Raw genomic sequence first — 24,950 nt, 5'->3', positions numbered from 1 at the left:
GCCCCCGCCCGTGACGGGCGGGGGCCTCTCGCGTGCCCGGGCGGCGGCCCGGTGCTAGGCGGACGCGGATCAGCCGTGACGCGGATCAGCGGGGCAGCCGGGCCGAGGATCAGCGGGGCCTCGGATCAGCGGATCATCCGTGACGCCGGTCAGCCGTGCCGCGGGCCCTTCGCGGAGCGGGCGGCCATGCCGGACTCGCCTCGCCTCGGCCCGGGGCGCCCCGCCACACTGTCCTCGAGGCGGCGAGCGGTGGAGCGGCGCAGCAGCCCCGGCTTGTGCGGGGTCAGGTGGCTCTCCTCGCGGAGCTCCTCGTCCGCGGCGACGACGCGCCCCGCCGCCGTCGCGATCAGGTACACCTGGCTGAGGAAGTAGAACCAGACGAACAGGCCCAGGATCACGGCGAACGGGGCGAGCAGCGGGTTCTTGGAGGCTCCGCCGAGCAGCTGGGCGGAGAAGAGGCGCAAGACGGCGGAGCCGAAGCCGGCGATGAACGCCGCCACCCACATGGCCTTCTTGGGCATGTGGATGCCGGAGGCGAGGCGGAACAGGATGACGGCCACGAGCATGTCCAGCACGAGCGTGACGAGGAAGCCCACGATCCAGACGACCGCCTGGGCGAACCCGGACTGGAGATGCATGAAGTCCATGAGCGACTTCGTCCCCGAGGTGAACACCGCGCCGACGAGGGACGTGAGGATGAGCGCCACGCCGAGGAGCAGAAGCGTGCCGAGGTCCCGCAGCTTCTTGACCGGGAAGCTCTGCTGGAGCATGTCCAGGCCGTAGACGCCGCGCATCGCCTCGCGGAGGCCGTTGATCCAGCCGAGGGCGGTGAAGAGCATGGTCGCCGTCGAGATGACGAGCGCGATCCCGAAGCCGCTGCTCTGGCTGAAGAGCTTGTCCGGCTTCGCGAGTCCGCCGCTGCCCGTGTCGATGAGGCCCGGGGTGGACTTGGCGACGGACTCGATGACGGTCTGCTTGAGGCCCTCGTTCCCCGCGGCGACGAGGCCGAAGATGGAGAAGCCCGCCACGAGCAGCGCCGCGACGGAGAAGAACATGTTGTACGCCGCGCCGGCCGCCATGATGGGCCCGTGCCGCTTGCTGTACAGCGTGAAGGCGCGCATCGGTTTGAACGCGCTCAGCCGGGCCATGAACAGGCCGATCTTGGGGCCCGTCGTCGACGTGCCGTCCCTCTCTGCCTTGGCGATGTCCTGCTTCTTCTCCAGGACGGAGACGCGCAGCTCGGCAGGATCGAGGGGGGACGGGGTGTTCGGGTCAGCCTTCTCCTGCTGGGGGAAGGACTTCCGCGTGTTGTTCAGGCGACGGGTTCTTGCCAAGGGGGATCTCTTCTCGGTGGACCCAGCTCTCGCCGGGGGGCTTCTGGTACAGCCCCATGCTAGCGACCCGGAACCGCTCCCTGAAGGCCGAGAGCTCGCGTTCGGCGCGGCGGACCTCCTCCGGCTCCCCCGGGTGCAGGACGGTCACGTGGGGGACGAACGGGTAGGGCCGCTCGAAGGCAAGCGGGCCGCGGCGGACGTCCGCCTCGAGGGCGGCCAGCTGCTCCCGGCCCTCCCCCACGGCGAGGAAGGCGACGGGCGAGACGGGCAGGAAGGTCCCGGCGCCGTCGAGCTCCACGGCGAACGGCTCGTGCCGCCGGGCCGTCTCCCGCAGGTGCGCGGCGATCTCCGCCCACCGGTCGTGGGCGGGCACGAGGGAGACAAGGGTGATGTGGGCCGGGATCTCCGCCTCCGGGCTCTTGCGCGCGCGCTTCTCCCGGGCCACCCGGGCGGCCGTCTCCGCCGGGAGGGAGACGACGACGCCGACCGTCACCGCGTCACCGCCCTCAGCCGGCGCGGAGGAAGCCGACCGCGCTGTACACGTCCCCGAGCGTGGCGGCGGCCACGGCGCGGGCCTTCTCCCGGCCCGAGGCGAGGATGCGGTCCAGCTCGGCCGGGTCCGCGAGCAGCTCGAGCGCCCTCTCGCGGACCGGGGCGATCTCGGCGACGACGGCCTCGGCCACAGCGACCTTGAGGTGGCCGTACATCTTGCCCGCGAACTCCTCCTCGGCCTCGGCCACGGTGCGGCCGGTGACCGAGCTGTAGATGTCGAGCAGATTGGAGACGCCCGGCTTCTCCTCGCGGTCGAACCGGATCTCCGTGCCCGCGTCCGTCACGGCGGACTTGATGCGCTTGGCGATCTGCTTGTCCGAATCGAGGATCTCGATGCGCCCCGCGGGCGACTCCGAGGACTTGGACATCTTGGACGTGGGGTTCTGGAGGTCGTAGACCCGCGCGCCTGCGGCCGGGATGGAGGCCTCGGGGACCTTGAACACCTCGCCGAAGCGCGAGTTGAAGCGCTGGGCCAGGGTCCGGGTCAGCTCCACGTGCTGGCGCTGGTCGTCTCCCACCGGGACCGCGTCCGGCTTGTAGAGGAGGATGTCCGAGGCCATGAGGATCGGATAGGTGAAGAGACCCACGTTGGCCTGATCCGCCCCGCCCTTGGCCGTCTTGTCCTTGAACTGCGTCATGCGGGACGCCTCGCCGAAGCCGGTCACGCAGGAGAGCACCCAGGCGAGCTCCGCGTGCTCCGGGACGTGGGACTGGATGAAGAGGACGTTGGCCTCCGGGTCCAGGCCGCCGGCGATGTACTGGGCCACGGTCTTGCGGGTGCGCTCTGCGAGCACGCCCGGCTCGATGCGGGACGTGAGCGAGTGCAGGTCCGGGACGAAGAAGAAGTTCTCCTGCTCGCTCTGCCGCTGCACCCACGGCCTCAGCGCGCCCAGGTAGTTGCCGAGGTGGAGCGAGTCCGCGCTCGGCTGCATGCCGGAGAGAACACGAGGCTGTGAGGTCATGACGGTCCTTCGAGGGAGATGAGGGAGGGCTAGAGCGTGTAGTCGACGACGAGCGGCGCGTGGTCCGTGAACCGCGTGTCCCAGCGGGCGCCGCGGTCCACGGCGAAGGAGACGGCGGACTCCGCGAGCGCCGGCGAGGCCATGTGGTAGTCGATGCGCCAGCCCACGTTGTTGTCGAACGCCTGTCCGCGCTGGGACCACCACGTGTACGGCCCCTCCACCTCGCCGGCCAGGCCGCGGACCACGTCCTTGTAGCCGAGCTCGCCGAAGAAGCGGTCGAAGTACGCGCGCTCCTCGGGGAGGAACCCGGCCTTCTTGCGGTTGGCCTTCCAGTTCTTGATGTCCAGCTCGGTGTGGCCCACGTTGAGGTCCCCCACCACGAGGGCGTGGTCTGCCGCCTCAGCCATCTCGGGCAGGCGCTCCGCCATCCGGTCCAGGAAGCGGTACTTGTCCACCTGCTTGGGCGTGTCCGCCTCGCCGGAGTGGACGTAGGCGGAGACGAGCGTGAGGCGCTTGCCGTTGATCTGGAAGTCCGCCTCGACCCAGCGGCCGGAGTCCTCGAAGTACTCGTCCCCGATGCCCACGCGCGTCTCGATGGGCTCCTCGCGGGAGAGGACGGCCACGCCCGCGCGGCCCTTGGCCCCGGCCTCCGCGTGGAGGATGTGCCAGCCCTCGGCGAAGAGCTCGCGGACGATCGCGTCCGGCGCGCGCACCTCCTGGAGGGCCAGGATGTCCACGTCCCGGTTCTCGAGCCAGTACGGCATGCCCTTGCGCCACGCGGCGCGCAGCCCGTTGACGTTGACGCTGGCGATGCGCACGGCGCCCTCCTGCTTGGGCAGGGACTCCGGGGCGGCCTGGACGGTGACCGGGTCCACGTCCTCGAGCGTCAGGTCCTTCGCGGCCTTGCCGTTCGCGCCGATGCGCGGGGCGACCCGGGGGCGCTTCGGCTGGGCGGCCGTCTTCTTGCCAGCGGTGTTCTTCTCAGTCTCAGCCACGGATCCAGCCTAGAGGACGGTGCCCGTGACGGTCTCCGAGGAGCCGCCGCGGCGGTCCGGGCGGATCATGTCCCGGGCGTTGCTCGCGGTGATCTCGATGGTCTCGAGCGCGCGCTCCACGCGGTCCTCGTCCGCGGCCGCGCCCTTCGCGCGCTCCTCGGCGATGACGCGCTTCTGGACCTCGATGATTTTGAAGCTGTGGTCCAGCTTCTCGTCCAGGAGCGTGTCCCGCTCGCCGACGACGCTCGTGCCCGCCGACGGCGCGAGCCCGGCCCGCCGCCGCTCGACGTCCTGCTGCGCCGCCTCGAACGCGGCGCCGGCCTTCCGGGCCGCGGCGCGGAGCGTGAAGACGAGGAAGCCGAACAGGAGCAGCCAGCCGCCGAAGACGACGGCGACGAGCCACCCGATGAACGTGTTGTTGTTCGCAGCGAACACGATGGCCACGAGGAAGACGGCGATCATGATCGCGAAGAGCACCGTGCTCATGCGCAGGGACAGTCCTGCGGTCTTCGGGTTGGTGCGGCGGTCTGCGGCGGAGGGGCCGGATGTCAGGGGCTGGGTCACGGAGGCGGTTCCTTTGCGGCGGTGGTGCCTGTGGCGGCGGTGGTTCTGGTCGTCGTCGTTGTCTGTGCCCTTGTTGTCTGCGCCCGTGGACGAGAGGCGTCTCGGGCGGGGGCGGTCAGACGGTGCGCGAGGGTCAGGCGGAGCGCTCGGCGAGCGCCCGCTCGGCGGCCTCGACCACGTTGGTGAGGAGGAGAGCACGGGTCATCGGGCCGACGCCGCCGGGGTTCGGGGAGATCCAGCCGGCCACGTCCGCGACGCCCGGGTCCACGTCCCCTGCGATGCGCGGGCGGCCCGTCAGCGGGTCCTCGGTGCGGGAGACGCCCACGTCGAGGACGGCCGCGCCCGGCTTGACCCACTCCGGCTTGACCATGTGGGCCACGCCGGCGGCGGCGATGACCACGTCCGCCCGCTCCACCTCAGCGGCGACGTTCCGGGTGCCCGTGTGGACGAGCGTGACGGTCGCGTTGATCTGGCGGCGGGTGAGGAGGAGGGAGATCGGCCGGCCCACGGTGATGCCGCGGCCGATGACGACGACGTGCTTGCCGTTGAGGTCGTACCCGTTGCGGGTCAGGAGGTCGATGGCGCCGCGGGGCGTGCACGGCAGCGGCGTCTCGATGGGCCGCGTGACGTTGAGCACGAGGCGGCCCAGGTTGACGGGGTGGAGGCCGTCCGCGTCCTTGGTGGGCTCGATGAGCTCGAGGACGCGGTCCGTGTCCAGGTGCTTCGGCAGCGGGAGCTGGACGATGTACCCGTGGCAGGCGGGGTCCGTGTTGAGCTCCTCGAGGACGGACTCGAGCTCGCCCTGGGAGATGTCCGCCGGGAGGTCCTTGCGGAGGGAGGAGATCCCGATCTCCTCGCAGTCCCGGTGCTTGGCCGCCACGTACTTCTGGCTCGCCGGGTCCTCCCCCACGAGGACGGTGGCGAGTCCCGGCAGGATGTTCTCCGCGCGCAGGGCGCGGACCCGCTCGGCGAGGTCCTCCTTGATCTCGGCCGCGGCCTTCTTGCCGTCCAGAATGCGAGCGCTCATCGACACCTCCGCGCCCACAGTGTGGGCTCTCGTCCTTGGGAATACAGCTCACCCCAGCTTATCGGCCTAACCTGGGGAGCATGTCTGAGCCTCTTCCCGCGACCTTCTCCGTCTCGCTGACCTGCCCCGACCGCCCGGGAATCGTCCACGCCCTGACCGGCGCGCTCGTGCGCCTCGGCTGCAACGTCACGGAGTCGCAGCAGTTCTCCTCCCCGGACAGCGGCACGTTCTTCATGCGGATCACCGTGGACGCGCCCGCCGGCACCACGGAGGAGCGGCTGCGGGAGGGCATCGCGGACGTGAGCGCGGAGTTCTCCATGGACGCGGCGGTGCTCCCCGCGGGCCGGAAGATGCGCACGCTCATCCTGGCCTCGAAGGACGAGCACTGCATCAACCGCCTCCTCTTCGCGCAGAAGGCCGGCTCGCTGCCCATCGAGGTGCCCGCGGTGGTCTCCAACCACGCCCAGCTCGGCGAGCTGGCCTCCTTCTACGGCGTGGACTTCCATCACATCCCAGTGACCCCGGAGACCAAGCCGGAGGCGGAGGCCCAGCTCCTGCGGCTCGTGGACGAGCTGGACGTCGAGCTCGTGGTCCTCGCCCGCTACATGCAGATCCTCTCCCCCGAGCTGGCGCAGGCGCTCGCCGGGCGGGCCATCAACATCCACCACTCCTTCCTGCCGAGCTTCAAGGGCGCCCGCCCCTATCACCAGGCGCATGCGCGCGGCGTCAAGATCATCGGCGCCACCGCGCACTACGTGACGGACGACCTCGACGAGGGGCCCATCATCGAGCAGGAGACCATCCCCGTCAGCCACCACCACACCGCGGCGCAGTTCGTGGAGATGGGCCGCGAGGCGGAGGGGCGCACCCTGGCCGCGGCCGTGCGCCTCCACGCCGAGCACCGCATCCTGCTCGACGGCCGCCGCACCGTGGTCTTCCGGTAGGCCTCCGGATGACCGCCCAGCCGCCCGCGGGCCCGGAGGATCCGATGCCGGAGCGTCCCCGCGAGCTCCCGAGGGAGCATCCGACGGAGCACCGCCGGCTCCTCGCCTACCTCGCCGCCGCGCACACTGCCGGAGGCGCCGCCGCACACGAGGTCGAGGTGGACGTGGTCATGGCCGCCCGCGGCATCGGCTACCCGCACGCCCAGGTCCGCTCGGACCCCAACGGCGTCTGGATCTCCCTCGCGCCGGGCGAGCCGGCCGCCTACGAAGCCGTCGAGGGCGGCCTGCGCCTGGACCAGTCCGCCCGCGTGGCCGCCGTGCAGCACGGCCTCGAGACGGGGTCCGTGTCCCCCGAGGCGGCGCTCGGCGCCCTCGCGAGCCTGCGGGCCCAGCGCCCCCGCTTCCCCGTCTCCGGCATGTATCTGGGCGGGTTCGCCATCGCGTTCGGCGTCGGCACCCTCCTGCAGCCCTCGTGGAACGCGGTGCTCTTCGCCACGGCGGTGAGCCCCGTCGTCGTCGCGCTCATGCGTCTGACCTCGCGGCGGCTCATCCCCGCCGCGCTCCTGCCGCTCGTGGCGTCCTTCTGCGTGGCGGTCCCGGCCTTCCTGCTGCACCGCGCCGGGTGGATCCCCTCGCCGCTGCGCAGCCTCCTGCCTCCGGTGGCGGTGCTGCTGCCGGGATCGCTCATCGTGACGGGGCTCTCGGAGCTCGTGGCGGGGCGCATGACCGCGGGCGCCTCGCGGCTCGTCTACGGGTCAACGCAGCTCGTCATGTTCGCGGCGGGCATCGCGGCCGCGGCCTTCGCGGTGGGCGCGGGACCGAGCGCGTGGAGCGACCAGCGGGTGGACGAGATCGGCCCGCTCATCCCGTTCCTCGGGATCGCCCTGCTCTCTCTGGGCATCTGCCTCCAGGAGTCGGTGCCGTGGCGGCTCGCGGCGCTCGTGTTCGCGGTGCTCACGGCCACCTACGCCGCGCAGTGGACCGTGGGCGTGGGGCTCGGCGCCCCGGCGTGGGGGTCCCTGCTCGCCGGCGGCGCCGTGGCGAGCTTCCTCTCCTGGACAGCCGCGGCGGTGCGGCCGGGCATTCCCAGGCTGGTGCTCTTCCTGCCCAGCTTCTGGCTGCTCGTGCCGGGATCGCTGGGGCTCGTGTCCGTGGCCAGGCTCGGCGTGGACCCCGGCGACTCGTGGGGCACGGTCCTCGCGATGACGAGCTCCGTCCTCGCCATCGCGATCGGCCTCATCGTGGGCACCTCCGCCGCCCGCGGGCTCCGGCGGGCCGGCGCCCGGGTGGCGGGATCACGACGACGGCGGGCGCTGCAGCACGGCTAGGGGCCGAAGGCGGGAGCCGGGTCACTCGTAGTGGGTCCAGAGCCTCAGAACGTGGACGGTCCGCGTCTCCGCGAAGACCTCATAGACCAGCCTGTGCTGGATGTTGATCCGCCGGGAATAGCATCCCGCCAGGTCCCCCACCAGCTGCTCGTACCGCGGCGGAGTCCCGAACGGGTCCGCTCGGACGACAGCCAGCAGGGACTCGGCCTTGGCCTTCAGCCCGGACTGCGCCAGCTTCTTCGCATCCTTCTGCGCCTGCCGCGAATAGACCAGAGTCCACGTCACCAGTCGAGCTCCTCAGACCCGGCTTCCACGCCTTCGGCACGCGCCTCGCGGACGGACTCGGAGAAACCGGGGACTGAGGTCAGGTACAGCGACTCCTGGATCGCGCGCCAGTCGTCTTCGCCCACGAGCACGGCGTTGCCGCGCTGACCCGTGATCGTGATCGGCTCGGACTCGGCGTTCACCTGGTCGATGATCCTGTAGATGGACTGACGGGCGTTGGTGGCGGAGATGGCGCTCATGACCCAAGCGTACGCCATTGCGTACGCCCTGGCCGGAGCCCCTACCGCCGCGGAATGTTGCGGAGGTTGGACCGGGCCATGGAGACCGCCTCGCCCGCGCCTCCGTTGAGCACGACCTTGGCCATGGCCGTGGCGAACCCGAAGACCTGGTCCGAGGTGATCTCCGGGGGCAGGGACAGCGCATTCGGGTCCGTCATGACCTCGAGCAGCGCCGGGCCGTCATGGTCCAGGAACTCCCGCATCCGCTTGGGCAGCTCCTTGGGGTCCTCGACGCGGACGGCCTTCCACCCCATCGCCGTCGCGATGTCCGCGTAGCGCGTGTCCGGGACGTCCACGCCGAAGTCCGGGAGCTCGTCCACGAGCATCTCCAGCTTGACCATGCCGAGCGTGGAGTTGTTGAACACCATCACCTTGAGCGGGAGGCCGTAGGCCGGCGGCGTCGGGAGGTCGCCGAGCAGCATGGAGAGGCCGCCGTCGCCGCTCACCGAGACCACCTGCCGCGAGGTGTCCGCCAGCTGCGCGCCGATGGCGTGCGGAAGGGCGTTGGCCATCGAGCCGTGCAGCATCGAACCGATGAGGCGCCGCTTGCCGTTCGGCGTGATGTAGCGCGCGGTCCAGACGTTGCACATGCCGGTGTCCGCGGTGAAGACGGCGTCCTCGTCCGCCATCTCGTCGAGAAGGGCCGCCGCGTACTCCGGGTGGATCGGCTTCAGCTTCTCCGCCTTGCGGGTGTAGGCGCCCACGGACTTGGTCATGAGCCGCTCGTGCTTCTTGAGCATCTTCGTCAGGAACGAGCGGTCCTTCCGGGGCGAGAGCCGTGGGATGAGCGCCTCGAGGAACGGCTTGACGTCCGCCTGGACGGGGATGTCCACCGTCATGCGGCGCCCGATCACCTCGGCCCGGCGGTCCACCTGCACGGTCCGGGTGCCCTCGGGGAGGAACTGGTCGTAGGGGAAGTCCGTGCCGACGAGCAGGAGCAGGTCCGCGTCGTCGATTCCGCTCGCCGCCGCACCGTAGCCGAGGAGGCCCGTCATGCCGACGTCGAAGGGGTTGTCGTGCTGCACCCACTCCTTGCCGCGGAGCGAGTGCCCCACGGGCGCGCCGAGCAGGTCCGCGACCATCATGAGCTCGTCGTGCGCGCCGCGAGCGCCCGCGCCCGCGAAGATCGCGATCCGCTTGGCGGAGCCGATGGCCTCGACCACCTCCTCCACGGCGTCCGGGCTCGGAACCATGGAGCCCCGGGCGGGCCGGACGAACCGCGGGGTCTTCCCCACGGCCTCCTGGCCTGCGATGTCGCCGGGCAGGGTGACGACGGCGACGCCGCCCTCGCCGAGTGCGTGCGACATGGCGGCCTTGACCACGCGCGGGGACTGCTCGGCGGTGCTGATGAGCTCGCTGTAGACGCTGCACTCCGTGAAGAGGCGGTCCGGGTGGGTCTCCTGGAAGAAGCCCTGGCCGATCTGGACGCTCGGGATGTGGCTCGCGATGGCGAGGACCGGGGCGCCGGAGCGGTTCGCGTCGTAGAGCCCGTTGATGAGGTGGAGGTTGCCCGGGCCGCAGGATCCCGCGCAGACGGCGAGCTCGCCCGTGACCTGCGCCTCGGCGGCGGCGGCGAAGGCGGCGGCCTCCTCATGGCGGACGTGGATCCAGTCGATCCCGCCGCGGCGGGATCCGCCGGTGCGGCGCACCGCGTCCACGATGGGGTTGAGGCTGTCTCCGACGATGCCGTAGATGCGGCGGACGCCGGCGTTGACGAGCTGCTCGATGAGCTGGTCTGCGAGGTTCATGCGGGGGACTCCTTTCGCCGTCTCCACCGATCACAGCACCGCGGCCCGCCCGTGCCAAGGGGGGTGTGACGAACGGATCGCCGTGCTCTCCGCCCGTGCCCGGCCTCTCAGCTTCGTCCGATAGGTTCCTAGGAGCATCCGCCCCAGATCCCCGAGGACGCCCTCCGCCCCATGAACCAGCTGAACCGTCTCGACCTCGTCGCCGGCCCCCTGCCCCTGGCGGTCGGGCTCGGCGCGCTGATCGGCGCCGTCGTGCTGCTCTGGCGCCCTCGCCGCGTGAGCTGGAAGCGGTGGGCGCTCGTGGCCCTGGCCCTGGCGGCCGCCGCGGCGGTGCTGACGTGGGCCGCCAACTGGTTCGTGGTGCACCAGACGGACCTCTCAGAGGGGGACCTGCCCGCCGAGGTCCTCCTGAACGGCGGCGCCGCCATCCTGGCCGTGGTGCTGGCACTCGCCCACCTCGTGCTGAGCCGCTGGCACCACAAGCTGGGCACGGTCGTCGCGGCGGCCCTCGTCACCGCGATGGCCTTCCTGCAGATCAACGCGTACTACGGCCTGTACCTGACCGTGGGAGACATCACGGGAGCGAGCGCCGACAACGTGGCCCCGCTGCCCGCCTCGATGACGAAGCGGTTCGCCACGGTGGAGAAGGAGCAGTCCCGGCCGGGACCGGTGGCGGAGCGCTGGAAGGAGCCGCTCGGCCTCCCCAAGCACGGCCAGGTGTTCTCCGTGCAGATCCCCGGGACCAAGTCCGGGTTCCAGTCCCGCACCGGCTTCGTCTACCTCCCGCCGGCCTACCGCACCAAGGACCGTCCCAAGCTCCCCGTGCTCATGCTCATGACGGGCCAGCCGGGGAACCCGAACCAGTGGCTCGGCACGGGGAACATCCAGAAGATCATGGACTCCTACGCGTCCCGCCACCGCGGGCTCGCGCCGATCGTCGTCATGCCGGACGCAACGGGCCCGGACGACGAGGAGAACATGTGCATGGACTCGCAGATCGCCCGCGCGGAGACCTATCTGTCCCAGGACGTGCCGGACTGGATCCGCAGCACCCTCACGGTGGACGAGAACCCGCGGCGCTGGGCCGCCGCCGGGTTCTCCTTCGGCGGCACGTGCGCTCTGCAGATGGCCACGCGCTTCCCGCAGCAGTTCCCGAACGCGATCGTCATGAGCGGCGAGGCGGAGCCCGGCATCTACTCGGACCGGAACGAGACGATCCAGGCGGCGTTCAACGGGAACGCGCGCCAGTTCGACAGCCTCGTGCCCCTCACGCTCCTGCGCGAGCAGCGGTACCCGGGCTCGGCCGTGTACTTCTCCGCGGGCCAGCTCGACCAGGAGTACAGCGGCTACATGGCCCGGACCTCGGCGGCCGCCAGGAAGGCGGGGATGCTCACGGCCGTCTACCCCATTCCGGGCGTGGGGCACACGTGGAAGGTCCCCAACGCCACGCTGCCGCGGGGCCTCGAGTGGCTGAGCGGGCGGCTCGGTCTGGAGACGCCGAGCCATCCCGCCGTCACGCCTCCCGCGAAGGCGCCGAAGAAGCCCCTCTTCCACTGAGGAACCGCTCCACGCTGACCGCGGCGCGGCGCCCGGCGCGCCCCGCCCCGATGGTGCTCGCCGAGGGCCCGTAGCCCACGAGGCTGATCCGCGGGTCCCGCACCGAGGTGGTGGCGCCCTGCACGAGACCGGGCTCCCGCCGCAGCTCGATGCCTCCCTCCGGCGTGCGCAGCCCCAGGGGGGCGAGGTGGCCGAGCACGGGCCGGAACCCCGTGGCCCACAGGATGGCGTCCACGCGCTCCTCGCGCCCGTCCGCCCAGCGCAGCCCCTCCGGGAGGATCCGCTCGAACATGGGCAGCCGGCGCTCGAACACCCCGGAGCGCCGCGCGGCCTCCTCCGCGGGCCGCAGCCCGATGCCCGTGTCGCTCACGATGCTCTCCGGCGGCAGCCCGCGCACCACGTGCGCCTCGATCCGGGAGACGACGGCGAGGCCGTCCACCGGCCCCGAGCGCCACTGAGGGGGACGGCGCGTGATCCAGAGCAGCTCCGAGCCCTCCGCGAGCTCCCCGAGGAACTGGACCGCCGAGGCCCCGCCGCCGACGACGGCGACCCGCTTCCCCCGCAGAGCCTCCGGCCCCGGATAGGAGACGGTGTGGAACTGCCGACCGCGGAACTCCCCCGCGCCCGGAACCGCCGGCACGAACGGCCCCCGCCACGTGCCGGTGGCGTTGACGAGGGTCCTCGTGAGACGGACGGACTCGCGGCCCTCGCCGTCCAGAGACGTCACGCGGAGCAAGCCGTCCTCGTCTTCGACGCGCCGGACCGTCACCGGACGCTCCACCGGGAGCCCGAATCGCCGCTCGTACTCCCCGAAATAGGCAGGGAGGGCCCGGTTCGCGGGCTCGGCGGACGCCTTGGGCGCCGGGAGCCCAGGCAGGTCCGCCACGCCGTGGACGTCCGCCATGCTCAGGCTGTCCCACCGGTTCCTCCACGCCCCGCCGGGACCCGGCTCCGCGTCGAGGACCGTGTGGCGGATGCCCTTGTGCAGAAGGAAGCGCGAGGCGGCGAGCCCCGCCTGCCCCGCGCCGACCACGAGCGAGTCCCACACGCCCTCGCCGGCCTCCAGCCGACCGGCCTCCGCTGTCTTCTCTGCGCTCACAGCCAGCCCAACGCGCCCGCCGCCGCGTTTCATCCCTGTCTCACCCTGACGCACGCCTTGAGTTCATTTCTTGACGGAATGGGCTGGGTGTGAACTACTAGGGGCGTGCCCTCCCCTCGCCACGACTCTCCTGCCCCCGGCTCGCAGAGCGCCCTCCGCGCGCGCAACCGCGAGCGGATCTCCGAGGTCCTCAGCGAACACGGCCCCTCGACCCAGGCAGAGCTCGCGCGCCTGAGCGGCCTCTCCCCCGCCACGGTGAGCAACATCGTCCGGCAGCTCGTCTCCGCGGGCGAGGCCGAGAAGAGCCCCACCACCGCCTCCGGCCGCCGCGCCGTCAGCGTCTCGCTCACGGCGAGCCGCGCCGTCGCCGTCGGAGTGGACATCGGGCGGCGGCACGTGAGGCTCGTCGTCGCCGCGAAGAACCGGCAGATCCTCGGCGAGCGGTTCTCGCCCCTGCCCGTGGGCCACACGGCCGAGCGCACGCTCGCGCTCGCGGCGCGGGAGTACGCGGGGCTCCTCGAGGACGTCTCGCGCTCGATGGAGGACGTCATCGGCATCGGCGTCGGCATCCCGGGCCCGATCGACCAGCGCACGCACACCGTCATCGACGGCGCGATCCTTCCGGAGTGGGTCGGCATCGACCTTCACCCGAGGCTCGAGCAGACCTTCGGGCGCCCTGTGGCGCTGGAGAACGACGCGAACCTCGGCGCCCTCGGCGAGATCGCCTTCGGCCGGCACGACGGCGCGGGCAGCCTCGTCTACCTCAAGGTCGCCACGGGCATCGGCGCGGGCATCGCCGTGGAGGGGCAGCTGCTGAGCGGGGCGCTCGGCGTGAGCGGCGAGATCGGGCACCTCGGCCTCCAGGCGTCCGACGTCGTCTGCCACTGCGGCAACCGCGGCTGCCTCGAGACGGTGGCCTCGACGCGCGCGGTCCTGGAGCAGCTGCGCCAGGCCGGAAGGGACGCCTCGACGAGCGAGGACATCGTCGAGCTCGCCCAGCGAGGGGACCTGGCCACGCTGCGCCTGCTCGAGGACTCCGCGCGGTCCGTCGGCGAGGCGTGCGGGCACATCGCCAACATGCTCGGCCCGGAGGCCATCCTCCTCGGCGGCCCCCTCGCCCCGCTCGGCAGGGTCTTCCTGGACCCCATGGAGGCGGCCATGCGCCGCCACAGCGTGCCGCTCATCCGCGAGAGCGTGCGCCTCGAGGCGGCGAGCCTCGGGGACCAGGCGGAGGCGCTCGGCGCCGTCGCCGTCGTGCTCCGCGAGATGTGACCGCCCAGCCGAGCGCTGTCATCCACGCCACATGATCTGAAACACATCTTCCTTGTGTTCAAGACTTGACGGCATTGACCCCGCTGGCGTTCAATGTGGTTCTATCCACTGAACACGACCGGTTGGTTGGTGACTGAAAGGGGCGATGTGGCCCACGACGAGATCCTCGCGATGCGGGGCATCACCAAGACGTTCCCCGGCGTCAAGGCGCTGTCCGATGTGAACCTCAGCGTCCGCCGCGGCGAGATCCACGCGATCTGCGGCGAGAACGGCGCCGGCAAGTCCACCCTCATGAAGGTCCTCTCCGGCGTGTACCCGTTCGGCACGTACGAGGGCGACGTCGTCTTCGAGGGCGAGGTCCAGCGGTTCAAGGACATCCGCTCCTCGGAGGCGGCCGGAATCGTCATCATCCACCAGGAGCTCGCGCTCATCCCCCAGCTCTCCATCGCCGAGAACATCTTCCTCGGCAACGAGGTCCGGGGACGGTTCGGCGGCATCGACTGGAAGGCCGTCAACATCAAGGCCATCGAGCTCATGCGGCGCGTCGGCCTCAACGAGGACCCCACCACCCCGGTCTCCGAGATCGGCGTGGGCAAGCAGCAGCTCGTCGAGATCGCCAAGGCGCTGAGCAAGGACGTCAAGCTGCTCGTGCTGGACGAGCCGACCGCCGCGCTCAACGAGACCGACTCCCAGCACCTGCTCTCCCTCCTCGACGGCCTGCGGACGCAGGGCATGAGCGCCATCATGATCAGCCACAAGCTCAACGAGATCGAGCAGATCTCCGACTCGATCACGATCATCCGCGACGGCCAGTCGATCGAGACGATGGACGTCCGGGCCGACGGCGTGGACGAGGACCGCATCATCCGGGCCATGGTGGGCCGCTCGCTCGGCTCGCGCTTCCCGGACCGCACGCCGCAGATCGGCGAGACGTTCTTCGAGGTCCGCGACTGGACCGTCGCCCACCCCACCGTCCCGGACCGCCTCGTGGCCAAGGGCAGCTCCTTCCACGTGCGGCGCGGCGAGATCGTCGGCTTCGCCGGACTCATGGGCGCGGGCCGCACCGAGCTGGTCCGCTCGCTCTTCGGCCGCTCCTACGGCACGTACCTGAGCGGACAGGTCTTCCTCGACGGCAAGCCCGTGGAGCTGAAGTCAGTCCCGGCCGCCATCAAGGCGGGCCTCGCGTACGTGACCGAGGACCGCAAGGCGCTCGGCCTCAACCTCCTCGACGACATCAAGGCGACGACGGTCGCGGCCGCCCTCGGGAAGATCGCCCGCAACGGCGTCCTCGACGAGCGCAGGGAGGCCAGCGTGGCCGAGGAGTACCGCGTCTCCATGCGCACCAAGGCGCCGAGCGTCAGCGAGGGGGTGGCCAAGCTCTCCGGCGGCAACCAGCAGAAGGTGGTCCTCTCCAAGTGGATGTTCACCGGGCCGGAGCTCCTCATCCTCGACGAGCCCACCCGCGGCATCGACGTGGGCGCCAAGTACGAGATCTACGGCATCATCCACAAGCTCGCGGAGCAGGGCAAGGGCGTCATCGTCGTCTCCTCGGAGCTGCCCGAGCTCATCGGCCTCTCGGACCGGATCTACACGATCTTCGAGGGCGCCGTCACGGGCGAGGTGGCCCGCGAGGACGCCACGCAGGAGACGCTCATGCGCCTCATGACCTCCAACCCCCGGGCCGCCCGCACCGGCTCCCACGCGGCCCCCGCCACGGCCGACGCCGCCGCTCTTCCGACGACCTAGCCCCACGAGACCAAGCAGGACCCATGGACACCCTCAAGAAAATCTTCGGCGGCGACTTCCGCCAGCTCGGCATGATCCTGGCGCTCATCGCCCTCGTCGCCGTCTTCCAGGCGGCCACGGGCGGCAGCGTCCTCACGCCGACCAACCTCATGAACCTCATGAACGGCAACGCCTACATCCTGGTGCTCGCCGTCGGCATGGTCCTCGTCATCATCGCGGGGCACATCGACCTCTCGGTCGGCTCCGTGGCGGCCGCCGTCGGCATCGTCGTCGCGCTCGCCATGCAGGACGGGAACGTGCCGTGGCCGCTCGCGATCCTCCTCGGCCTCGGGCTCGGCGCGCTCATCGGAGCCTGGCAGGGCTTCTGGGTGGCGTACGTGGGGATCCCGGCGTTCATCGTGACGCTCGCGGGCATGCTCATCTTCCGCGGCGTGAACCAGTACATCGGCCAGTCCAACTCGGTCCCCGTGCCGGACGGATTCCAGGTCATCGGCGCGGGCTACCTGCCCGAGGTGGGCCCGGACACCGGGTACAACAACCTCACGCTGCTCCTCGGCCTGGCCCTCTGCGCGTTCATCGTGGCCAACGAGCTCAAGGTCCGCAGGCAGGACCGCGCCATCGGTCTGACGCCGCTGCCCATGCCGATCGTCGTCACCCGGCTCGTGCTGCTCTGCGGCGCGGTCCTCTACGTGACGTACCTCTTCGCCACGGGCCGCCAGGGCACGTCCGTGCCGGTCGCCGCGATCATCCTCGGCGTGCTCGTGCTCGTGTACTCCTTCGTCTCCTCCAAGACGATCCTCGGCCGCCACGTCTACGCCGTGGGCGGCAACCGCCATGCGGCCGAGCTCTCCGGCGTCCGCTCCAAGCGCGTCAACTTCCTCGTCATGATGAACATGTCCGTGCTCGCGGCGCTCGCCGGCATGATGTTCGTGGCCCGCTCCGGCGCGTCCGGCCCGTTCGACGGCACCGGCTGGGAGCTCGACGCGATCGCGGCCGTGTTCATCGGCGGCGCGGCCGTCTCGGGCGGCGTCGGCACCGTCGTCGGCTCGATCGTCGGCGGCCTCGTCATGGCCGTGCTCAACAACGGCCTCCAGCTCCTCGGCGTCGGCGCCGACGCCCAGGCGATCATCAAGGGCCTCGTGCTCCTGCTCGCCGTCGCCGTCGACGTCTGGAACAAGACGCAGGGACGGCCCTCGATCATCGGCCACCTCATGAAGGGCATGTCCAAGCCGCAGGCTGCCGCGCCCTCCACCGAACCCGCCTCGGCCCCGGCCGCGGCAACGGACCCGAAGCCCGCCGCCTAAGGCGATTCGGCCCTCCGGCACTCCCCCTCTCACTCAGGAGAAAACATGCGCAAGATCATCAAGACCGCAACGGTCATCGCTGCGGCCTCGACCCTCGCCCTCACGGGCTGCGGCCGCCAGGGCGGGTCCTCGTCCTCCTCCGGCGGCGAGTCCAAGGGCTTCGAGAAGGGCTCGCTCATCGGCGTCGCCCTCCCGCAGAAGACCTCGGAGAACTGGGTCCTCGCGGAGAAGCTCTTCAAGAACGACCTCGAGTCGGCCGGCTACAAGACGGACATCCAGTTCGCCAACGGCGGCGTGGCCGAGCAGCAGAACCAGATCTCCACGATGGTGTCCAAGGGCGCCAAGGTGATCATCGTGGGCGCCATCGACTCGAAGCAGCTCGGCACCCAGCTCAAGCAGGCCAAGGACGCCGGCGCCACGGTCATCGCGTACGACCGCCTCGTGGAGAACACGAGCGACGTCGACTACTACGTGGCCTTCGACAACTACAAGGTGGGCGAGCTCCAGGGCCAGGCCCTCCTCGACGGCCTCAAGAAGAAGGGCAGCGGCCCGTACAACGTGGAGCTCATGGCGGGCTCCCCCGACGACGCGAACTCCCGCAAGTTCTTCGACGGCGCGATGAGCAAGCTCAAGCCGGCCATCGAGAGCGGCCAGATCAAGGTCCTGTCCGGCCAGAAGGACTTCAACCAGGTGGTGACGCAGGGCTGGAAGGCCGAGAACGCGCAGAAGCGGTTCGACACGATCCTCTCCGGCTCCTACTCCTCCGCGAAGCTCGACGGCGTCCTCTCGCCCAACGACACGCTGGCCCGCGCCGTGCTCACCGCCGTGAAGTCCGCCGGCAAGCCGACCCCGGTCATCACGGGCCAGGACTCCGAGGTGGAGTCCGTCAAGCTCATCATGAGCGGCCAGCAGTACTCGACGATCTCCAAGGACACCCGCGAGCTCGTCAAGCAGGCCGTGACCATGGTCAACGAGCTGCAGGCGGACGGCAAGGCCAAGACCAATGACGACTCGTCCTACAACAACGGCAAGAAGACCGTCCCGGCCTTCCTGCTCAAGCCGGTCATCGTGACCAAGGACAACGCGGCTGAGGTCTACAAGAACGATCCGACCCTCTCGAAGATCGCCAAGTAGGCGAGCCGTCCGGGAGCACCGCCTCCCGGGCCTCCCCCGCGGCGCCGCGGCCCAACCCCCTCGGGCCGCGCCCCCGCGAGGCGCACCGGCGGCGCCGTCCTGACCAGGGCGGCGCCGCTTCCGCGTCTGCGAGGATGGGGGCATGACCACGCACATCGCCGCCCCGCTGCTTCCCCTCGACGCAGACCCCCGCACGGCCACCGGCCGCACGCTCGGCTGGGGCGTCGTCTCCACGGGACGGATCGCCCGGAAGGTCACGCCGGACATCGCCTCCCTCGAGGACTCCCGCCTGGTGGCCGTCAGCTCCCGCTCCCAGGAGAAGGCAGACGCGTTCGCCCGGGACGTCGGAGCGGAGCGCGCCTACGGGGACGCGGAGGGGCACAGCGGCCTGGACCGGATGCTCGCGGACCCCGAGGTGGACGTGGTCTACGTGGCGTCCCCGCACGGGCAGCACCGGGACCACGCCCTCGCGGCGATCCGCGCCGGCAAGCACGTGGTGTGCGAGAAGGCCTTCACCGTCAACGCGGGCGAGGCGCGCGAGGTGTTCCAGGCGGCGCGGGAGCAGAAGGTGTTCGTCATGGAGGCCGTCTGGACCCGTTTCCAGCCGGGCGTCCAGCGCCTGCTCCGGCTCATCGCGGACGGGGCGATCGGCGAGGTCGAATGGGTCCAGACGGACCTCGGCTTCGCGGCGCCGGAGGACCCGGAGCACCGGATCTGGCGTCAGGACGCCGGCGGCGGGGCGCTCCTGGACCTCGGCGCCTACGTCATGCTCTGGCCGTGGGGCGCCATGGGCTTCCCCTCCGGCGCGGACATCACCGCACGGCTGCGGGACGGTGTGGACGAGCTCTCCTCGATCACCGGCTCCTACCGGGGCGGGGTGGCCCAGATGCAGATGTCCCTCGTGAGCAGCTGCCCCTCCACCGCCACCATCTCCGGAACCAAGGGCAGCATCCGGGTGGGCGCGCCGATGCACTCTCCGCGCTCGGCCGTGGTCTCTCTCTCCGGAGACGCGCAGGAGTCCGGCCAGGCCGGATCCGAGGAGACGCTCGAGTTCCCCTTCACCGGCGTGGGCTATGTCTACGAGATGCGCGAGGCCACCACCCGGATCCAGCGGGGCGACCTCGAGTCCCCCGTCATGTGCTGGGACGACACCCTGCGCCAGATGGAGCTCTTCGACAACCTCCGGCGCCAGATCGGGGTGCGGTACCCGAACGACGCCGCCTGAGCGCGCCTCCTGACGGAGGCGCCGCTCAGGGCCGGGGCCGGCGGAGGCGACCGTCAGTAGGAGCTGAAGCCGTCCTCGGTCAGGGTGTGCTTCTCATCGCCCGTGATGGCGGGGTTGAAGATCGAGACGAGCTCCATGTCCTCGTGCTCCGAGGCCCGGAGATAGTGCGCGTCGTGCTGGTCCAGCGCGTAGAGCACGCCCGGCTTGAGCTCGATCCGGTTGCCCTCGGTGTCCTCGACACTGCCCGAGCCCTTGATGCAGTAGCAGGCCTCGAGGTTGTTGCGGTACTGGAGCGGGGACTCGGTGCCGGCCCGGACCAGGGTGTGCGCCACGGCGAAGCCCATGTTGTCCTTCTCCACGAGGAGGCGGTGGCTCGTTCCGCTGCCCCACTCGACCGGGGTGATCTCGTCCTTGTTGCGCTCGAACATGTCAGGAAACCTCCAAATGGGTTGACTCACGGCCCACTCAACCGAAGGGAGCGCAGGACTTCAAGGGGAGAGCAAGCCGCAGCGTGTATCTCGCAGCGGGCGGCTCCGGCCAGCGCGCGGACAAGAAGGTGACACGAAGAAGCCCCCCGGCGCTTGCTTCAGAGGCACTCAGGGGGGCATTTACACCAGGCAGTGTACACTACGCCAATGGGGACACAGGACATCGTGGCGGCGCTGCCGCCAGGCCGCATTGAGCCGTACCTTGCCAAAGCGGATCACGACGCCGACCGCGCACTCGAATACTACGAGTGGACGAACGAGATGGCCTCCGACTGCTGGACTGTGATCGCCCACCTTGAGGTTCTGCTCCGACACCGTATCGACGAGGCTCTCAGCGTGTATGCGGACGAAGCGCGGATCGGAATCCCGTGGTTCCTCTCCCTCACCTCGCTCGGAGAGGAGTCGAACCAGCGGATCGCCGAGGTCGTCAGCCGTCTCAAGAAGGAGAACCGGCTCTCGAGGGACCAGGTCATCGCCGGACTCCCCTTCGGCTTCTGGCAGAGTATGTTCAAACCCGCCAATGAAGAGCTCTGGCGGCAAAGCCTTCACACGGTGTTCGACAAGTCCTTCATCGCCCAGCGCAAGGAAGCGGCAGCCCGCCTCGAGAAGGTGCGGAAGTTCCGAAATCGCGTTGCACACCACGATTCGCCGCTCTCCGTGCGGATCCCGGCCGAAATCGAGAACATCCTGGGACTGGCCCATGCGATGAGCCCGCCGTTCGCCGACTGGATCCGCCAGGGCAGCGCCTGGAACGAGACGTACTCTCGATGCCCGGAAGTCAAGCAGGACACCGTCATCGTTCCGGCAGCGGACGCCTGGGACATCTACCGAAGCACGGTGGACTCGCCGGACATCGGCGCGGGGATGTATGTCTGCCAACCAGGCCGCTTTTTCCGAGACACGAGTCATCTCGGCTTCTACCGCGACCGAGAGGTCATGCCGGAGGTGCCTGCCATCCTCCACGTTCAGGACGATGTCGAGTGGACACAGGAGAACGCAGACCGCCTCTCCGGATCCGAGGACCGCACACTCCGGAAGATCGGCCGATTCATCAGCTGGACGTTCGGCGACGGCGCCCGCTACGGCTGGGACGCCCAGTTCACCGGTGAAGCCGACCAACGCGACACGGCCTCAGGATCGGATTCCCCAAGACCCTCGGGACGAGCTGGACGCCTTCAGGTCTTCGTCCTTTCCGGCCCAGCCCATCCGAAACACATCACCCTGCCGGCGCCCATCCGTCACACCGCCACGGGACGAGGCTCCGCGTTCACCCGGCGACAGCGCTACGTCGCCTCCCACAGGCTCCTGACGGCCACGACAACGGAGGAGCTCTGCCCCGCTTCGCCCACGGCCTAGTCGAGCGGCCCACGATCGTATACGATCACACTATGACGCAGGGCACAGATCTGATCGAGCGGGCCGGCAAGGTCATCGCCGTCCACATCAACTACCCTTCCCGCGCCGCCGAGCGCGGCCGGACCCCGTCCGTCCCCTCCTACTTCCTCAAGCCGACCACCTCGCTGAGCAGCGGCGGGGACGTCGAGCGCCATGCAGGCTGCGAGCTGTTCGCCTACGAGGGCGAGATCGCCGTCGTCATCGGGAAGACCGCCCGGCGCGTGTCCCCGGAGACGGCCTGGGACTGCGTGGCCGGGGTGACGGCGAGCAACGACCTCGGGGTCTACGACCTCCGCGCTGCGGACAAGGGCTCCAACCTCCGCTCCAAGGGCGGGGACGGCTACACGCCCGTGGGGCCGGACCTCATCCCGGCCGCCGAGGCGGACCCCGCGCGGCTGCGCGTGCGGACGTGGCTGGACGGCGAGCTCGTCCAGGAGGACACCACCGCGGACCTGCTCTTCCCGCTGCCGCTCCTCGTGGCGGACCTCTCCCAGGTCATCACGCTCGAGCCGGGCGACATCATCCTGACCGGCACCCCCGCCGGCGCGTCCGTGGCGGAGCCGGGGCAGACCCTCGAGGTCGAGGTGGACGTGCCCGGCACGGGCCGCACGAGCGGGCGCCTCGTCTCCCGCGTGGTCGAGGGCGCCCAGCCGTTCGCGGACTTCGGCGCCCGGCCCGCCCCGGATGAGAAGCAGCGCGAGGAGGCCTGGGGCTCCCGGCGGCCGGCGGCCTCGACCGCGAGCGGCGCGGACTCCGCAACGGCCCCCGCGGAGGGCACGACGACGCCCGCCCCCTCCCCCGCCTCGGTCCTCACGGACGAGATCCGCGAGCGCCTGAGCCGCGTGGCCACGGCCACCCTCTCGGTCCAGCTGCGCAAGCGCGGGATCAACAACGCGAGCATCGACGGCCTGCGCACCACCAAGCCGGGCGCCAAGGTCATCGGCACGGCGCGGACCCTGCGCTACGTGCCCAACCGCGAGGACCTCTTCACAGAGTTCGGCGGCGGGTTCAACGCGCAGAAGCGGGCCATCGAGTCCGTGGGCGAGGGCGAGGTGCTCGTCATGGACGCGCGCGGCGAGTCGGGCTCCGGAACGCTCGGCGACATCCTCGCGCTGCGCGCCCAGGTGCGCGGCGCGGCCGGCGTCATCACCGACGGCGGCGTGCGGGACCTCGACGCCGTGGCGGCCCTGGACATCCCCGCCTTCTACCAGAACGCGCATCCGGCGGTCCTCGGCCGCAAGCACGTCCCCTGGGCCGTGGACGAGACGGTGGCCTGCGGCGGCACCGCGGTCCAGCCGGGAGACGTGATCGTGGCGGACGCAGACGGCATCATCGTCATCCCGCCCCACCTCGTGGACGAGGTCTCCACGGCCGCCGTCGAGCACGAGCTGCAGGACGAGTTCGTGTTCGAGCGCGTCAAGGAGGGCCACTCCGTGGAGGGCCTGTTCCCGCCGAACGCCGAGTGGACCGCGAAGTTCGAGGAGTGGAAGCGGAGCCGGGCATGAGCTCGGCGGCCCTCAGCAAGTCCGAGCAGGCCCACGCGTTCCTCAGCGAGCGCATCGCGGCGGGCTCGTACGCGCACGGCGAGAGGATCGTCCTCGGCCGCGTGGCCGCGGAGCTCGGCATGTCCGTGGTGCCCGTCCGCGAGGCGGTCCGGCGGCTCGAGGCCGAGGGCGTGGTGACCTTCCAGAGGAACGTGGGCGCCACGATCGCCTCGATCGACCCGGAGGAGTACATGCACACGATGCAGACCCTCGGGGTCGTGGAGGCCGCGGCGACGGCGCTCGCCGCTCCCCTGCTCACCCCGGAGGACCTCCGCGAGGCGCACCGGCTCAACGAGGAGATGCGAGCGGGGCTCGAGGACTTCGACCCGCAGCGCTTCACGGACCTCAACGCGGCCCTGCACCGCGTGCTCCACGGGCGCTGCTGCAACCCTCACCTCTCCGACCTCGTGGAGCGGGGATGGGCCCGGCTGGACCGCCTCCGGCGCTCCACGTTCGCGTTCATCCCGAACCGCGCCCGCAGCTCCGTCGAGGAGCACGACGAGATCCTGAGGCTCATCGAGGAGCGCGCCGGCTACGAAGCCGTGGAGCAGGCGGCCCGGCGGCACCGCTGGAACACCCTCGCGGCCTTCCAGGAGGCCCACGCGGCCGCCGACAGTCCAGAGAACCGACAGACCACCTGACCCCTGAGAACGACGACGAGGAGCGCACCATGAGCGAGCACTACGTCCCCGAGAACCTTCCGAGCACCATCCAGCACTACATCGACGGGCAGTTCGTCGACTCCCTCGACGGCGAGACGTTCGACGTCCTCGACCCGGTCACCAACAAGCCCTACGCCCAGGGCGCCGCGGGCAAGAAGGCGGACGTGGACCAGGCCGTCCAGGCGGCGACGCGAGCCTTCACGGAGGGCCCGTGGCCCCGCATGAAGCCCCGCGAGCGCGCCACGGTCCTCAACCGGATCGCGGACGCCGTCGTCGCGCAGGAGGACCGCCTCGCGGAGATGGAGACGTTCGACACCGGCCTGCCCATCACGCAGGCGCGCGGCCAGGCGCGCCGCGCGGCGGAGAACTTCCGCTTCTTCGCGGACCTGATCGTGGCCCAGCACGACAACGCGTTCAAGGTCCCGGGCAGCCAGCTCAACTACGTCAACCGCAAGCCGAAGGGCGTGGCCGGCCTCATCACGCCGTGGAACACGCCGTTCATGCTCGAGTCCTGGAAGCTCGCGCCGGCGCTCGCCTCCGGCTGCACCGTGGTGCTCAAGCCGGCCGAGTTCACGCCGCTCTCCGCCTCGCTCTGGGCTGAGATCTTCGAGGACGCGGGCCTGCCGCAGGGCGTGTTCAACATGGTCAACGGCATCGGCGAGGAGGCGGGAGACGCGCTCGTCAAGCACCCCGACGTCCCGCTCATCTCCTTCACGGGCGAGTCCAACACGGGCAAGCTCATCTTCCGCAACTGCGCGGAGCACCTCAAGGGCATGTCGATGGAGCTCGGCGGCAAGTCCCCGGCGGTCGTGTTCGACGACGCGGACCTCGACGCCGCGATCGACTCGACGCTGTTCGGCGTGTTCTCCCTCAACGGCGAGCGCTGCACGGCCGGCAGCCGCATCCTGGTGCAGCGGAGCGTCTACGACGAGTTCCTGGAGAAGTACGCGGCGCGGGCGAAGAACGTCGTCGTCGGCGATCCGCACGACCCGAAGACGCAGGTGGGCGCGCTCGTCCACCCGGAGCACTACGAGAAGGTCATGTCCTACGTGGAGCTCGGCAAGGAGGAGGGCCGCCTGCTCGCGGGCGGCGGCCGCCCCGAGGGGCTCGAGGAGGGCAACTACGTGGCCCCCACGGTCTTCGCGGACGTCAAGCCCGACGCCCGGATCTTCCAGGAGGAGATCTTCGGGCCCGTCGTCGCCATCACCCCGTTCGAGACGGAGGAGGAGGCGCTCGAGCTCGCGAACAACACGCGCTACGGGCTCGCGGCGTACATCTGGACCAACGACCTCAAGCGGGCGCACACGTTCGCGCAGGCCGTGGACTCGGGCATGGTCTGGCTCAACAGCCACAACGTCCGGGACCTGCGCTCGCCGTTCGGCGGCGTCAAGGCCTCGGGGCTGGGCCACGAGGGAGGCTACCGCTCGATCGACTTCTACACGGACCAGCAGGCCGTCCACATCACGCTCGGCGACGTCCACACCCCCAAGTTCGGCGCCTGACGCGC

Annotated in this window: 23 protein-coding genes; 12 read left to right on the top strand and 11 right to left on the bottom strand. The window is 70.6% G+C overall.

Features of this window, described 5'->3' with window-relative positions; all coding sequences use genetic code 11:
• Positions 1-149: 149 nt before the first annotated feature.
• From H9I38_RS03915 to H9I38_RS03890, 6 genes are all read right to left on the bottom strand, one after another.
• Positions 150-1,334 (bottom strand): YihY/virulence factor BrkB family protein, encoded by a 1,185-nt coding sequence (locus H9I38_RS03915; RefSeq protein ID WP_226337447.1) that lies wholly within the window; start codon positions 1,332-1,334, stop codon positions 150-152.
• The gene (locus H9I38_RS03910; RefSeq protein WP_226337446.1) at positions 1,273-1,827 is read right to left on the bottom strand and encodes a 2'-5' RNA ligase family protein; all 555 of its coding nucleotides are present in this window, start codon (positions 1,825-1,827) and stop codon (positions 1,273-1,275) included. Before H9I38_RS03910 ends, H9I38_RS03915 begins: the two co-directional genes overlap by 62 nt.
• Before the next feature lie 13 nt (positions 1,828-1,840).
• A complete protein-coding gene (gene trpS / locus H9I38_RS03905) occupies positions 1,841-2,848 on the bottom strand; it encodes a tryptophan--tRNA ligase (protein ID WP_226337445.1) in 1,008 nt (335 codons plus the stop codon).
• Between the two features lie 29 nt (positions 2,849-2,877).
• Positions 2,878-3,687: an exodeoxyribonuclease III gene (locus H9I38_RS03900; protein ID WP_226337652.1), complete on the bottom strand. Its 810-nt coding sequence runs from the start codon at positions 3,685-3,687 to the stop codon at positions 2,878-2,880.
• Positions 3,688-3,852: 165 nt separating this feature from the next.
• A complete protein-coding gene (locus H9I38_RS03895) occupies positions 3,853-4,407 on the bottom strand; it encodes a hypothetical protein (RefSeq protein ID WP_226337444.1) in 555 nt (184 codons plus the stop codon).
• A 133-nt stretch (positions 4,408-4,540) separates the two neighbouring features.
• Positions 4,541-5,434 carry a bifunctional methylenetetrahydrofolate dehydrogenase/methenyltetrahydrofolate cyclohydrolase gene (locus H9I38_RS03890; protein WP_226337443.1) on the bottom strand — a complete coding sequence of 298 codons (894 nt, stop codon included), beginning with the start codon at positions 5,432-5,434 and terminating at the stop codon, positions 4,541-4,543.
• 80 nt (positions 5,435-5,514) lie between these two features.
• Here H9I38_RS03890 and purU point away from each other — a divergent pair, with 80 nt between their 5' ends.
• Positions 5,515-6,378, top strand: coding sequence for a formyltetrahydrofolate deformylase (gene purU / locus H9I38_RS03885; RefSeq protein WP_226337442.1), 864 nt, complete (start codon positions 5,515-5,517; stop codon positions 6,376-6,378).
• 8 nt (positions 6,379-6,386) lie between these two features.
• A complete protein-coding gene (locus H9I38_RS03880; protein ID WP_226337441.1) occupies positions 6,387-7,706 on the top strand; it encodes a threonine/serine exporter family protein in 1,320 nt (439 codons plus the stop codon).
• Between the two features lie 21 nt (positions 7,707-7,727).
• Here the strand turns inward: H9I38_RS03880 and H9I38_RS03875 are convergent, their stop codons facing one another.
• The 3 genes from H9I38_RS03875 to H9I38_RS03865 are packed head-to-tail and all read right to left on the bottom strand — an operon-like array spanning position 7,728 to position 10,017.
• On the bottom strand, positions 7,728-7,991 hold the full coding sequence (locus tag H9I38_RS03875; RefSeq protein ID WP_226337440.1) for a Txe/YoeB family addiction module toxin: 264 nt from the start codon (positions 7,989-7,991) through the stop codon (positions 7,728-7,730).
• Positions 7,988-8,230: a type II toxin-antitoxin system Phd/YefM family antitoxin gene (locus H9I38_RS03870; protein WP_226337439.1), complete on the bottom strand. Its 243-nt coding sequence runs from the start codon at positions 8,228-8,230 to the stop codon at positions 7,988-7,990. The genes H9I38_RS03875 and H9I38_RS03870 overlap by 4 nt, the downstream gene beginning before the upstream one ends.
• A gap of 41 nt (positions 8,231-8,271) precedes the next feature.
• The gene (locus H9I38_RS03865; protein WP_226337438.1) at positions 8,272-10,017 is read right to left on the bottom strand and encodes a pyruvate dehydrogenase; all 1,746 of its coding nucleotides are present in this window, start codon (positions 10,015-10,017) and stop codon (positions 8,272-8,274) included.
• Between the two features lie 171 nt (positions 10,018-10,188).
• On the opposite strand from H9I38_RS03865, the gene H9I38_RS03860 reads away from it, so the two are divergent.
• Positions 10,189-11,574 (top strand): alpha/beta hydrolase, encoded by a 1,386-nt coding sequence (locus H9I38_RS03860; RefSeq protein WP_226337437.1) that lies wholly within the window; start codon positions 10,189-10,191, stop codon positions 11,572-11,574.
• On the opposite strand, the gene H9I38_RS03855 is transcribed toward H9I38_RS03860, so the two are convergent.
• The gene (locus H9I38_RS03855; protein WP_226337436.1) at positions 11,531-12,673 is read right to left on the bottom strand and encodes an FAD-dependent oxidoreductase; all 1,143 of its coding nucleotides are present in this window, start codon (positions 12,671-12,673) and stop codon (positions 11,531-11,533) included. The genes H9I38_RS03860 and H9I38_RS03855 overlap by 44 nt on opposite strands.
• Before the next feature lie 105 nt (positions 12,674-12,778).
• Between H9I38_RS03855 and H9I38_RS03850 the strand changes: the two genes are divergently transcribed.
• The 5 genes from H9I38_RS03850 to H9I38_RS03830 all read left to right on the top strand — a co-directional run bounded on the left by H9I38_RS03850 (position 12,779) and on the right by H9I38_RS03830 (position 19,354).
• Positions 12,779-13,945 carry an ROK family transcriptional regulator gene (locus H9I38_RS03850; RefSeq protein WP_226337435.1) on the top strand — a complete coding sequence of 389 codons (1,167 nt, stop codon included), beginning with the start codon at positions 12,779-12,781 and terminating at the stop codon, positions 13,943-13,945.
• 171 nt (positions 13,946-14,116) lie between these two features.
• Entirely contained in the window at positions 14,117-15,691 is a 1,575-nt protein-coding gene (mmsA, locus tag H9I38_RS03845) for a multiple monosaccharide ABC transporter ATP-binding protein (RefSeq protein WP_226337651.1), read from the top strand.
• Positions 15,692-15,714: 23 nt separating this feature from the next.
• Positions 15,715-16,995 (top strand): multiple monosaccharide ABC transporter permease, encoded by a 1,281-nt coding sequence (gene mmsB, locus H9I38_RS03840; RefSeq protein ID WP_226337434.1) that lies wholly within the window; start codon positions 15,715-15,717, stop codon positions 16,993-16,995.
• A gap of 45 nt (positions 16,996-17,040) precedes the next feature.
• Positions 17,041-18,129, top strand: a complete 1,089-nt coding sequence (locus tag H9I38_RS03835) for a sugar-binding protein (RefSeq protein WP_226337433.1) — start codon at positions 17,041-17,043, stop codon at positions 18,127-18,129.
• A 142-nt stretch (positions 18,130-18,271) separates the two neighbouring features.
• The gene (locus H9I38_RS03830; protein ID WP_226337432.1) at positions 18,272-19,354 is read left to right on the top strand and encodes a Gfo/Idh/MocA family protein; all 1,083 of its coding nucleotides are present in this window, start codon (positions 18,272-18,274) and stop codon (positions 19,352-19,354) included.
• Between the two features lie 53 nt (positions 19,355-19,407).
• On the opposite strand, the gene H9I38_RS03825 is transcribed toward H9I38_RS03830, so the two are convergent.
• Positions 19,408-19,782: an ectoine synthase gene (locus H9I38_RS03825; RefSeq protein ID WP_226337431.1), complete on the bottom strand. Its 375-nt coding sequence runs from the start codon at positions 19,780-19,782 to the stop codon at positions 19,408-19,410.
• 207 nt (positions 19,783-19,989) lie between these two features.
• Between H9I38_RS03825 and H9I38_RS03820 the strand changes: the two genes are divergently transcribed.
• From H9I38_RS03820 to hpaE, 4 genes are read left to right on the top strand one after another with little or no spacing between them, the layout of a single operon-like run.
• Complete coding sequence (locus tag H9I38_RS03820) at positions 19,990-21,198, top strand: hypothetical protein (protein ID WP_226337430.1); 1,209 nt, start codon at positions 19,990-19,992, stop codon at positions 21,196-21,198.
• 32 nt (positions 21,199-21,230) lie between these two features.
• Positions 21,231-22,742: a fumarylacetoacetate hydrolase family protein gene (locus H9I38_RS03815; RefSeq protein ID WP_226337429.1), complete on the top strand. Its 1,512-nt coding sequence runs from the start codon at positions 21,231-21,233 to the stop codon at positions 22,740-22,742.
• Positions 22,739-23,422 (top strand): GntR family transcriptional regulator, encoded by a 684-nt coding sequence (locus tag H9I38_RS03810; protein ID WP_226337428.1) that lies wholly within the window; start codon positions 22,739-22,741, stop codon positions 23,420-23,422. Before H9I38_RS03815 ends, H9I38_RS03810 begins: the two co-directional genes overlap by 4 nt.
• Positions 23,423-23,451: 29 nt before the next feature.
• The gene (gene hpaE, locus H9I38_RS03805; RefSeq protein WP_226337427.1) at positions 23,452-24,945 is read left to right on the top strand and encodes a 5-carboxymethyl-2-hydroxymuconate semialdehyde dehydrogenase; all 1,494 of its coding nucleotides are present in this window, start codon (positions 23,452-23,454) and stop codon (positions 24,943-24,945) included.
• Positions 24,946-24,950 lie beyond the last annotated feature (5 nt).

Source organism: Arthrobacter sp. UM1 (assembly GCF_020483305.1).
Classification (GTDB): Bacteria; Actinomycetota; Actinomycetes; order Actinomycetales; family Micrococcaceae; genus Falsarthrobacter.
Note: the sequence above shows the minus strand (reverse complement) of the source record. Positions and strands in the feature narration are given on the sequence as shown.